General features: G+C 42.0%; 10 protein-coding genes and 1 pseudogene. 9 read left to right on the forward strand and 2 right to left on the reverse strand.

Going from position 1 to position 11,996, the window contains the following annotated elements; genetic code table 11:
• Positions 1–526: 526 nt before the first annotated feature.
• On the reverse strand, positions 527–4,423 hold the full coding sequence (purL, locus tag QMF79_RS04785; protein ID WP_281772960.1) for a phosphoribosylformylglycinamidine synthase: 3,897 nt from the start codon (positions 4,421–4,423) through the stop codon (positions 527–529).
• A 293-nt stretch (positions 4,424–4,716) separates the two neighbouring features.
• Here purL and QMF79_RS04790 point away from each other — a divergent pair, with 293 nt between their 5' ends.
• From QMF79_RS04790 to lgt, 5 genes and pseudogenes are all read left to right on the forward strand, one after another.
• On the forward strand, positions 4,717–5,346 hold the full coding sequence (locus QMF79_RS04790; protein ID WP_281772961.1) for a YagU family protein: 630 nt from the start codon (positions 4,717–4,719) through the stop codon (positions 5,344–5,346).
• 142 nt (positions 5,347–5,488) lie between these two features.
• Complete coding sequence (gene tpx, locus QMF79_RS04795; RefSeq protein WP_119222239.1) at positions 5,489–5,986, forward strand: thiol peroxidase; 498 nt, start codon at positions 5,489–5,491, stop codon at positions 5,984–5,986.
• 523 nt (positions 5,987–6,509) lie between these two features.
• Positions 6,510–6,989, forward strand: a pseudogene (gene rppH / locus QMF79_RS04800) (RNA pyrophosphohydrolase); the annotation flags it as partial.
• 141 nt (positions 6,990–7,130) lie between these two features.
• A complete protein-coding gene (locus QMF79_RS04805; RefSeq protein WP_281772962.1) occupies positions 7,131–7,922 on the forward strand; it encodes a sulfite exporter TauE/SafE family protein in 792 nt (263 codons plus the stop codon).
• A 237-nt stretch (positions 7,923–8,159) separates the two neighbouring features.
• Complete coding sequence (gene lgt, locus QMF79_RS04810) at positions 8,160–8,954, forward strand: prolipoprotein diacylglyceryl transferase (protein ID WP_281772963.1); 795 nt, start codon at positions 8,160–8,162, stop codon at positions 8,952–8,954.
• Between the two features lie 80 nt (positions 8,955–9,034).
• Here lgt and QMF79_RS04815 read toward each other — a convergent pair whose 3' ends face one another.
• Positions 9,035–9,526: a hemerythrin domain-containing protein gene (locus QMF79_RS04815; protein ID WP_040218929.1), complete on the reverse strand. Its 492-nt coding sequence runs from the start codon at positions 9,524–9,526 to the stop codon at positions 9,035–9,037.
• A 167-nt stretch (positions 9,527–9,693) separates the two neighbouring features.
• Here QMF79_RS04815 and glnB point away from each other — a divergent pair, with 167 nt between their 5' ends.
• From glnB to QMF79_RS04835, 4 genes are read left to right on the forward strand one after another with little or no spacing between them, the layout of a single operon-like run.
• Positions 9,694–10,032, forward strand: coding sequence for a nitrogen regulatory protein P-II (gene glnB, locus QMF79_RS04820; protein ID WP_040218943.1), 339 nt, complete (start codon positions 9,694–9,696; stop codon positions 10,030–10,032).
• 3 nt (positions 10,033–10,035) lie between these two features.
• Entirely contained in the window at positions 10,036–10,596 is a 561-nt protein-coding gene (gene lspA, locus QMF79_RS04825; RefSeq protein ID WP_281772966.1) for a signal peptidase II, read from the forward strand.
• Entirely contained in the window at positions 10,597–11,541 is a 945-nt protein-coding gene (gene ispH, locus QMF79_RS04830) for a 4-hydroxy-3-methylbut-2-enyl diphosphate reductase (RefSeq protein WP_281772964.1), read from the forward strand.
• An 11-nt stretch (positions 11,542–11,552) separates the two neighbouring features.
• Positions 11,553–11,801: a succinate dehydrogenase assembly factor 2 gene (locus QMF79_RS04835; RefSeq protein WP_281772965.1), complete on the forward strand. Its 249-nt coding sequence runs from the start codon at positions 11,553–11,555 to the stop codon at positions 11,799–11,801.
• Positions 11,802–11,996: the final 195 nt, after the last annotated feature.

An 11,996-nucleotide genomic window follows, 5' to 3' on the forward strand; every position in this document is an offset into this window, starting at 1 on the left:
AGCACCGGTCTCCAAAACCGGGTGTTGGGAGTTCGAGCCTCTCCGCCCCTGCCATTAATTTATAATAAAGAAAACCTACTAAATTTTTTAGTAGGTTTTTTTATTTATATATTCTTACATACATTTCTTAGGTAAGGATTCCTCCCCTACAGACTGGTAGTATATTAGTTTGTTTATATCTCTAATTTTGTAAGAAGTTTTGAGATAAATTTTTTGTTTAGCTACTTTCTTTATCAAATTAAAATCATCATTTTTAGGAAAATGTTTGCATAAGGTTTTTTATACTAAGGTTATAAGTATGCTATTTAGTGTCATTGTGTATATATCCAAATAAATATATAAATGTCACATTTGTACCTATAGCAGTACTAATTTGTAAAAATAAGTTTAATAGATTTTCATATCTAAGAATGTTATCAAATGTAATATGTTTTCTAATTGATACTTTCTTTTTTCTATAATATGCCCTCATAAAAAAGGCAATAACTTTTTTGTTATTGCCAATTAATCATAAAGTATGAATAAGTTACTTCAATGCTACTCTCGCATTTCTAAACAATCTCATCCACGCACCGTCTTCTGTCCAATCTTCTGGATACCATGAGTTGCTCACAGCACGGAATACACGTTCTGGATGAGGCATCATAATGGCGACACGACCGTCCACATTGTTAATCGCAGTAATCCCTTCCACCGAGCCGTTCGGGTTGGCTGGATAAACTTCGGTTGAGTTGCCGTTGTTGTCGATGTATTGTGCTGCAATTAATCCTTGGGCTTTTAAGCCCGCTAGTTGTTCAGTAGAGTTGAACTCAACTTGACCTTCCCCATGAGAGACAGCAATCGGCATATGTGAACCCGCCATCCCTTTAAACCATAATGAGTTGGTGTCATTGATTTTCACCATCGCTGCACGTGCTTCAAAACGTTCAGATTTGTTGCGAACGAAACGTGGCCAGTTTTCTGTGCCAGGGATAATTTCTGCTAAGTTTGATACCATTTGACAACCATTACATACGCCTAAAGCAAGGGTATTCGGATTCGCAAAAAACTGGCTGAATTGGTCACGTAGTTGTGGATTGAAGAGAATTGATTTCGCCCAGCCACCACCTGCACCTAATACGTCGCCGTAAGAGAAGCCGCCACACGCCACTAATGCATTGAAGTCGGCAAGATTGCGACGACCAGTCATTAAGTCAGACATATGCACGTCAATCGCATTAAAGCCTGCACGGTCGAATGCAGCCGCCATTTCGTAATGGCTGTTTACGCCTTGTTCACGTAAGATCGCAATGGTTGGTTTCACACCTTTGTTGATAAATGGTGCGGTAATATCTTCGTTCACATCGTAAGTTAAGAATGCTGATAAACCTTTATCTGCTGGGTTTTTCTTAGCTTCAAACTCTTGGTCAGCACACTCTGGGTTGTCGCGTAAACGTTGCATTTGGTGGGTTAATTCTGCCCAAATACCACGTAATTCAGAGCGTTTTTCGCTGAGTAATTTACGGCTGCTACGGCTGATCTCAAAGCGGTCATCAGCAGTTACCGCACCAAGTTCGTGGGTGATGCCAAGCAAGTTATGTGCTTTTAACATTTCACGCACGCTTTCTAATTGGCTATCAGCAACTTGGATTACCGCACCTAACTCTTCGTTGAATAATACTGCTAAGTCGTTATCGCCCAAAGCTGAAATATCTACTTCCACCCCGCAATGCCCCGCAAACGCCATTTCTGCTAATGTCGTAATTAAACCGCCATCTGAACGGTCGTGATACGCCAACAATTGATCTTCTGCCACTAACGCTTGCATTGCGTTGTAAAAATCTTTTAAGCGTTGCACGTTGACTACGTCTGCTGGTTTATCGCCCAATTGTTTATACACTTGAGCCAGTGCGGTTGCACCTAGGCGGTTGTTGCCTTCTCCTAAGTCGATGAGTAACAGGCTGGATAAGCCTTTGTCGGTGCGAAGTTGTGGGGTGATAGTTTTACGCACATCTTCCACACGAGCGAACGCAGAAATTACTAATGAAAGTGGTGCAGTCACAGCTTTTTGCTCGCCATTTTCTTCCCAAGTGGTACGCATTGACATGGAGTCTTTACCTACTGGAATAGTTAAGCCTAATGCAGGGCAGAGCTCTTCGCCCACCGCTTTCACGGCTTCGTATAAGCCTGCATCTTCGCCTGTATGACCTGCGGCACTCATCCAGTTCGCAGAAAGTTTAATGCGTTTTATGTCGCCAATGTTGGTTGCGGCGATATTGGTAATAGATTCCGCTACTGCTAAACGTGCAGAAGCTCCGAAGTCTAATAAAGCAACAGGTGCACGTTCGCCCATCGTCATCGCCTCACCGTGATAGCTGTCTAATGAAGCGGTAGTTATGGCAACATCAGACACTGGGATTTGCCACGGACCGACCATCTGATCGCGTGCTACCATCCCTGTAACAGACCTGTCACCGATGGTGATTAAGAAGGTTTTTTCTGCCACTACAGGTAAGCGTAACACACGGTGCAGTGCTTCTTTTAATTGAATGCCTTGCTGATCAAGCGGTTGATTTTCCACAGTTTTTGACGAAACTTCACGGTGCATTTTCGGGGTTTTGCCGAGCAATACATTCATCGGTAAATCAATCGGATTGTTGTCAAAGTGGTTGTCGTGTAAGGTTAAGTGTTTCTCTTTGGTCGCTTCGCCAATCACCGCATAAGGTGCACGCTCACGGCGGCAGATCTCTTCAAATTGAGCTAATTTATCTGCGGCAACCGCTAACACATAACGCTCTTGCGATTCGTTACACCAAATTTCAAGCGGCGACATCCCTTTTTCATCGCACAGAATCGAGCGAAGGTCGAACTTACCACCGCGATCGCCATCGTGAACCAGTTCAGGCATCGCATTTGATAAACCGCCCGCACCCACATCATGGATGAATGCGATTGGATTTTCTTCGCCTAACTGCCAGCAACGGTCGATTACCTCTTGGCAACGACGTTCCATCTCTGGATTTTCACGTTGTACAGAAGCAAAATCTAAATCTTCTTTTGATTTGCCAGAAGCCATTGAAGAAGCCGCACCACCACCTAAACCGATGTTCATTGCAGGACCGCCAAGCACCACGAGTTTTGCACCTACTGGAATTTCGCCTTTTTGAACGTGTTCGGCACGAATGTTACCAATACCGCCTGCCAACATAATTGGCTTGTGGTAGCCACGGACTTCTTCGCCCGCAAAGCTGTTTACTTTTTCTTCATAGGTACGGAAATAACCAAGCAACGCAGGGCGACCAAATTCGTTGTTAAACGCAGCACCACCTAATGGACCTTCAATCATAATATCTAAAGCGGAAGCGATGCGATTTGGTTTAGATAGATCATTTTCCCACGGCTGTTTGAAGTCTGGAATCACAAGGTTAGATACCGAAAAGCCTGTTAAACCTGCTTTTGGTTTTGCACCACGCCCTGTTGCACCCTCATCACGGATTTCTCCACCCGAACCTGTTGCCGCACCAGGGAATGGCGAAATTGCCGTTGGGTGATTATGGGTTTCTACTTTCATTAATATGTGGGCATCTTCTTGATGTGTACGATATTGCCCATCTTGATCTGGGAACCAACGCCCCACAGTTGAACCTTCCATTACCGCAGCGTTATCTTTATACGCAGAAAGAACGTAGTCTGGCGTTTGTTCAAAGGTGTTTTTGATCATTTTGAATAACGATTTTTCTTGTTTTTCACCGTCGATTGTCCAGTCTGCATTGAAGATTTTGTGGCGGCAGTGTTCTGAGTTTGCCTGTGCGAACATATAGAGTTCGATGTCGCTCGGATTGCGGTTTAACGCCGTAAAATTTTCCACCAAATAATCCATCTCATCATCAGCTAATGCTAAGCCCAACTCGATATTTGCTTGTTCTAATGCTTGACGGCCACCGTTTAAAATGTCGATAGTGGTAAACGGTTTTGGCTCTTGTTGCGTGAACAGCGAACCTGCCTCCTCTTCATTATTTAACACCGTTTCTAACATACGGTCGTGCAATAAACCTTTTAGCGTTGCCAATTCTGCTTCGGTTAACTCACGTTCAAAGCTAAAATAGTACGCCAAACCACGCTCAATACGGCTCACATTTGCCAAACCGCAGTTGTGAGCGATATCGGTCGCTTTAGAAGACCAAGAGGAAATCGTCCCTATACGAGGGGTCACAATTAAACAAAAGCCGGCAGGTTCGTGTTCCGCAAGGGTTGGACCGTAGTGCAATAATTCTTGTAATTTAGCAATTTCGCCTTCTGCAAGCGGTGCATTTTGCTTAACAAAATGCAAATACTCTGCATACACTGAAGTTACAGGCAGCTGATGTTGCTGGAATTTTTGTTGAAGTTGGGTTAAACGAAATTCTGAAAGAGCAGGAGAGCCACGAAAGGTTTTTACAGTCATATTGCAGTTCCGTATTAAGAAAAGTAAAAAATCGGGCGTATTATAACGGATAACGCAAACGTTTGCATTGGGAAATTTTCAGCAAAATGTGACCGTTTGAAAAGGACTCTTGCATTTCTATCGTTTATAAATGTTAAGAATTGTTGGTAAATATTAAATATTTATGAACAACTGAACAATACTAACTCATATTGAGTATTTTTATTTGCTTAAGGTTAACAATAGGCGTAGAATCGCACAATTTCCGAAACTCAGAAATTTTTTATCTTCTAAATTAATTCAAGGACACAAAAATGAGCTTATTCTCAGAACCATCTAGACGCCGCTATGGCGTGGCAGTGTTTGTTGGTATCATCGCTGGTATCATCTCCGCTTTCGTAAAATGGGGGGCAGAGCATCCATTCCCACCACGTAGCCCAATTGATTTATTCACTGCTGCGTGTCCACAATCTGTTTTAGACGCATTAAATGCAGGCTCAATTACGATGAGCAATGCTTTAGAGCAATGTTCTCGTGCGGTATTAAACCCACCAGCAGTATTTTTACGTGATTATATAGGTATCGATCCTTATAATACGGTTGCATTCATTTTTGCAGATCATCCATTCAACTCAATCGGTGTAACACATATGATTTTCTCATTAGTGTTCGCCATCGGTTACTGTGTTGTTGCTGAAATCTTCCCGAAAATCAAATTCTGGCAAGGTATCGGTGCGGGTATCATCGCAAACATCTGTGTTCATTACATCACATTCCCAGCGTTAGGCTTAACACCACCTGTTGCAGAATGGCCTTTATATGAGCACATTTCTGAATTAGTAGGCCACATTTTCTGGTTCTGGAGTATTGAGGTAATCCGTCGCGATTTACGTAACCGTATTACTCACCAACCAGATGTTGATGAAGTTAGCCGTAATAGCTAATTGATTACTTAAAATCACATAAAGCCACAGTCGAAAGATTGTGGCTTTTGTTTTTGATTGTAGATAGCTGTAATTGGTGGAAATGATTTTTAAGCGTGGTATAGTTTAATCGCTTTTCACTTATATAAATAAAGAGGATTTTATGGCAGTAACATTAGCAGGCAACCCAATTGAAGTTGGTGGGCACTTTCCACAAGCGGGAGAAACGGTTGAAAACTTTACGTTAGTTGGTAACGATTTAGCCGATATTTCATTAAATAATTTTGCGGGCAAACGCAAAGTATTAAACATCTTTCCAAGTATAGATACTGGTGTGTGTGCGACTTCTGTACGTAAATTTAATCAACAAGCGGCAGATTTAAACAACACTGTTGTGCTTTGTATTTCAGCCGATTTACCATTTGCACAAGCTCGTTTCTGCGGAGCAGAAGGGATTGAAAATGCTAAAACGGTTTCAACTTTCCGCAACCACGCTGTGCATGCACAATTGGGTGTGGATATTCAAACTGGACCGCTTGCAGGGTTGACTTCACGTGCAGTCATCGTGTTAGATGAGCAAAATAAAGTATTATACAGCCAATTGGTTTCAGAAATTAAAGAAGAGCCAAATTACGATGCAGCGTTAGCTGTGTTAGCGTAATATTTTAAAAATTTGAAACCGCCGAAAGGCGGTTTTTTTGTATTATTTTTCCTAGTAGATGTGTATGGTTAAAAAATAATCTGGAAAGAGGTCTATTTTCTCCGCATTTATCAAATCTGTATAAGATCTTGTTTTGACTGATCTTTTTTAGTTAACTACCAAGTCACGTAAAGTTATACACGCAAATTTTATTTTTTGATCACATTTTTATCCACAACTGATGGGGATAACATTCGTGATAATAGAAGAGGCAAAAATGCTTTACAAAACATTTGGAAATTTATCCATGCTAAAGTGATTTATTCAGCAAAAATGCGGATTCATCCAGTATAAATGATCGTAAAGAAGATCGTTGTTTGAGGGATGAAATAAGCTCAATAAAATACTTAGCTTACTTTTCCTTAAGATTTTCACTTCAATCTCAACGGTTATCCACAAAATTATCCACAGAGGGCTTTTCGCTTGTCTAATAGGGTTATTTATGAAACAATCTCTCCATTTTTAATTAAGAATAGGGAATGACGTGATCGATTCTGATGGATATCGCCCGAATGTGGGTATTGTTATCTGTAATAAGTACGGACAGGTTCTCTGGGCAAAACGGTTTGGGCAAAATTCGTGGCAGTTTCCACAAGGAGGCATTAACGAAGGCGAAAACATCGAAACAGCGATGTACCGTGAGCTCTTTGAAGAAGTTGGCTTAACTAAAAAGGATGTTCGATTGATTTGGGCATCAAAATATTGGCTCAAATATAAACTGCCAAGACGTTTAGTACGCGAGAATTCAGGTAATCATCCTGTTTGTATTGGTCAAAAACAACGTTGGTTTTTGCTTCAATTAATCAGTGATGAATCACATATTAATCTCAAAACAACAAAGACACCTGAATTTGATGGTTGGCGTTGGGTCAGTTTTTGGTACCCTGTGCGTCAGGTGGTTTCTTTTAAGCGAGATGTTTATCGTCGAGTAATGAAAGAGTTTGCTGCGATTTTATTGAATGAGCCTTTTATGCAGCCAGCAGTAATGGTAAAAGAGACTCCTGTTGAAGTGATATCGAGCCCTTCTAGTGATAAAAAAGCGGTATATAAATTCCCTTATAAAAAGCGTAAAGGCAAAGTGAAGTTTAAAAGGAGATAAATCTATATGATCGCATTTTTTATTAGCTGCCTTATTCTTGGCTTATTCATCGGCTTTTTAGCTGGTTTATTTGGTATTGGTGGCGGGTTAATTATTGTGCCCGCGTTGGTTTATCTCTTCCCAATGGTGGGTGTACCTCCTGAGTATTTGATGTCGACAGCACTTGGTACTTCTTTTGCAACTATTGTCATCACCGCCTTTTCTTCCGCACAACGCCATCATAAGTTAGGTAATGTCGATTTCAGCATCGCAAAAGTACTGCTGCCGTCCATTATGATTTCGGTCTTTCTGTGCGGGCTACTTATTAGTGGTTTAGATGCTCAAGTAGCGAAGAAACTCTTTGCGGTGATGGTGGTCTATATGGCAGGCAAGATGATTTTCTCATTGAAAAAATCAAGTAAAATTCGACCGCTTACCAAGCAGAGTATGGTTGTCGCAGGTGGGATTATCGGGGCGTTATCAAGCATTGCGGGCATTGGTGGCGGCGGTTTTATTGTGCCGTTTTTAAATGGTCGAGGCGTGGAGATGAAAACCTCAATTGGTACTTCTTCTTTCTGCGGAGCGTTTTTAGGCTTGGCGGGTATGTTTAGCTTTATCGCCAGCGGTTGGAGTGTGCCAGATTTGCCTGAATTTTCACTTGGTTATGTGTATTTGCCTGCGTTAGTTGGTATTACACTGACTTCGTTTTTTACCTCAAAACTTGGTGCAACCGCAGCAAATAGCTTGCCTGTACCGATCCTTAAAAAAGGTTTTGCTTGTTTGTTGTTGGTGATGGCTGGGAAGATATTTTTGAGTTAGCTATTATTTTACTGGGTCTAAAAAATCCCCTCTTTAGCAAAGAGGGGTAGGGGAGATTTGGCAGTAGAGATTAACGAAGAAAATAATTAAATAGCCTAATATACTTAAATTTTTAATGTATTAGGTCTCATTATGTACAAGGTAGGTTGGCTTCTGCCAAATCTCCCCTCCCCCTCTTTGCTAAAGAGGGGAATGTTTCAGAATTCTTATTACACAGAAATTCACATAAGGAACCCTATGAATTCACAATTTTTAACTTTCCCTCAAATCGATCCGATTATTTTCAGCATCGGTCCGATTTCACTGCGTTGGTACGGTTTAATGTACCTCATCGGTTTTGGTTTTGCCTATTGGCTTGGTATGCGTCGAGCAAAAAATTCGCACGGTGTTTGGACAAGTGAAAATGTCGATCAACTGCTATACACAGGCTTTTGGGGAGTGGTGTTAGGCGGTCGTATTGGCGATGTATTCTTCTACAGTTTCGACCATTTTTTGCAAGATCCGCTTTATCTCTTCCGCATTTGGGAAGGTGGGATGTCATTTCATGGTGGTTTAATTGGCGTGATTGTTGCAATGATTTGGGTTTCTCGTCGCCAATCTCGCTCATTCTGGCAAACGGCTGATTTTGTTGCACCGCTTATTCCGTTTGGATTAGGGGCGGGGCGAATTGGGAATTTCATTAACGATGAACTTTGGGGCAGGGTTACAGATGTGCCTTGGGCGGTAATGTTCCCAAATGGCGGTTATTTGCCACGCCACCCTTCACAGCTTTATGAATTTTTCCTCGAAGGTGTTGTGCTGTTTATTATGCTGAATGTGTTTATTCGTAAACCTCGACCAACAGGTTCGGTTGCAGGCTTGTTTTTAATTGGCTATGGTGTGTTCCGTTTCTTGGTGGAATATGTACGTGATTTCGATCCAACAGTAAACACCGCAGCTGACTTAGTCACCCGCGGTCAGTTGTTATCACTCCCGATGATTATTGGTGGGATTGTGATTATGCTTTGGGCGTATAAGCGTAAATCAGCATAGCATTAGGCTTATTCATTGATAAAAAATCTGCATTTTAGAGGAATCTAAATGCAGATTTTTTATTGTATATATGTTGGTAATTAAGCTTGATCACCTCTCAGTGCTCTAACAAACAACACGTCATTTTCCAATTCGGTGTGGTTAGTTAAATCGGTCGCAAAGGTTTTTAAGCCGTTGTAGAGAGTTGTCCAGCTAGTGCAAGCACCTTCTGGTGGGGTAAATTCGTGCGTAAGGGCGATAATATCGGCTAAGTCGTTGTGTGCTTCGGTGTGTTCTGCTTCCATTACCGAAATTGGTGCTGCTGCCATTGGTCCGCGTCCTGATTGAATGAGTGGAAACAGCACTTGTTCCTCTTTCATCATATGCATCGTTAAATCGTCATAGACTTTTCGAATGACTGAAGCCAAACCTTTCGGACAAGCAGGGTGATCTGCGTGGCGATCTTCTACTTTTTCTGCTAATTCGATTAATAGAGGAAGTTCTGAGCGGTGTTTTTGGTGGAAATTGGGCAGAATGTAATCAATGATTTTGCCTAGTGGTTGTGTGCTAAAAGATGAGATTTCAAAAGACATAGGTACTCCTATTATAATAAATAAACAATAACCAATTAAATTAGTCAAGATTCTATGCTTATGATAAGTGAATGCCATAATCAGAACAGGGTAGTGGCATGATTTATATCAAAGATTCGCCAAAATTTTGCTACAATATGCCAATTTATAACCGAAAAGGGCAAAAGATGAAAAAAATCGAGGCGATTATTAAGCCGTTTAAATTGGATGATGTGCGTGAGGCTCTGACTGATGTCGGCATTACGGGAATGACGGTAACGGAAGTAAAAGGTTTTGGCAGACAAAAAGGGCACACCGAGCTTTACCGCGGGGCAGAATATGCGATTGATTTCTTGCCGAAAGTGAAGGTGGAAGTGATTGTGCTCGATGAGCAAGTCGATGAGTGCATTGAAGCGATTCTAGATGTGGCTCAAACGGGCAAAATCGGCGATGGGAAGATTTTTGTCTATGATGTGGAGCGTGCGATCCGCATTCGCACAGGTGAAGAAAACGAAGAGGCACTGTAATTGATGAAAAAAACAGGATTAGGGTGGTTGTGGCTGAGTTTAGCAGTCATCATGGGCGATTTATGGTCGAAATATGCGGTGATTACCCATTTTCGTTTTTATGAAAGCGTAAATGTGTTGCCGATTTTTAACCTTACTTACGCACGTAACTATGGGGCGGCGTTTAGCTTTTTAGCCGATCACGATGGTTGGCAAACCTATTTCTTTTTAGGCTTGGCGGTGGTGATTTCAGCCGCATTAACGGTGATGCTTTATCGCAATAAAGAAACGCAAGCGGTCAGAAAATGGGAAAATATTGCCTATTCGCTGATTATTGGCGGTGCACTAGGTAATGCGATTGACCGTGCCGTGGATAAGTGTAATTTACTCGGTTTTACGCCTGATGAACCTTACAACCGTTTAAATGTTTGCCAAGGTTATGTGGTGGATTTCTTTGATTTTTATTGGAATTGGGATGGCTATCACTTTGCGACGTTTAACGTGGCGGATATTGCTATTTCTGTGGGGGCAAGCTTGTTGGTGTTAGCCGCATTTTTTGAAAAGAAAAACAAGAAGAATGATTAAATGAAGATTTTATTAGCCAATCCTAGAGGATTTTGTGCAGGAGTAGATCGTGCAATTTCGATTGTCGAACTTGCATTAGAAATTCATGGTGCACCGATTTATGTGCGTCACGAAGTGGTACACAACCGCTTTGTAGTGGACGGTTTGAAAGCAAAAGGGGCGATTTTCGTGGAAGAGTTGGACGAAGTGCCTGATGATGCAATTGTGATTTTCTCCGCTCACGGCGTTTCTCAAGCAGTTCGCCAAGAGGCAAAACGTCGAGGCTTGAAAGTGTTTGATGCAACGTGTCCGCTGGTAACGAAAGTGCATATGCAAGTGGCACGTGCTAGCCGCAAAGGGACAAAAGCGATTTTAATCGGGCACGAAGGTCATCCTGAAGTGTTGGGCACAATGGGGCAGTATGATAACGAAGAGGGCGGCATCTATTTGGTGGAATCCGTTGAAGATATTGCCAACTTACCTGTTTCGAACCAAGATGAGCTGACCTTTATGACCCAAACCACGCTCTCGATTGATGACACGAGCGGTGTGATTGAGGCTTTGAAAGAGAAATACCCTGCGATTCAAGGCCCACGTAAAAATGATATTTGTTATGCGACCACCAATCGCCAACAAGCGGTGCGTGAATTGGCAAAACAGTCGCAGCTGGTGTTGGTGATTGGTTCGAAAAACTCTTCAAATTCCAACCGCTTGGCGGAATTAGCAAGCCGTATGGGCGTGCAATCACGCTTAATTGACGGGCCAGAAGATATTGAGGCAAGCTGGTTAGAGGGAGTCAAAACCATTGGCATTACCGCAGGGGCTTCCGCACCTGAGGTATTAGTGCAATCGGTGATTTTACACTTAAAAGGGCTTGGCGTGACGGAAGTGGCAAATTTGGAAGGCTTGGAAGAAAATATGTTCTTCGAAGTGCCAAAAGAATTACGAATTAACGAAGTGCAATAGGATGTAAAATTATGGCAGAAATTAACCGCTTTAAACTGGAATGGGCGTGCCGCCGTGGGATGCGTGAACTGGATAAAATGATTATGCCGTTCTACCAAAACCATTTCAACAGCCTCACTGAAGCCGAACAACAGGCATTCGCTGAAATGCTCACTTACCCAGATCCTGAATTATTCCGCTGGGTAATACACCAACTCCCTGCCCCAACGCAAGCAATTACCGATGTGATTGAGTTGATGAGAAGTAAGATTGAGAAATAATAGAGAAGCGATAAGAGAAATCTTATCGCTTCATTTTTTGCTAGATAGTTTATAAAGCATACAATCAAACAAAAATGGCGAAAAAAGTGTTGATCTTATAAAAAAAAATAGTAATATACGCCCTCGTTACGCAGTATTAAGGGTCGTTAGCTCAGTCGGTAGAGCAGCGGACTTTTAATCCGTTGGTCGAAGGTT

The organism is Pseudohaemophilus parahaemolyticus (assembly GCF_938021905.1).
In the GTDB taxonomy this organism is placed as follows: domain Bacteria; phylum Pseudomonadota; class Gammaproteobacteria; order Enterobacterales; family Pasteurellaceae; genus Haemophilus_A; species Haemophilus_A parahaemolyticus_B.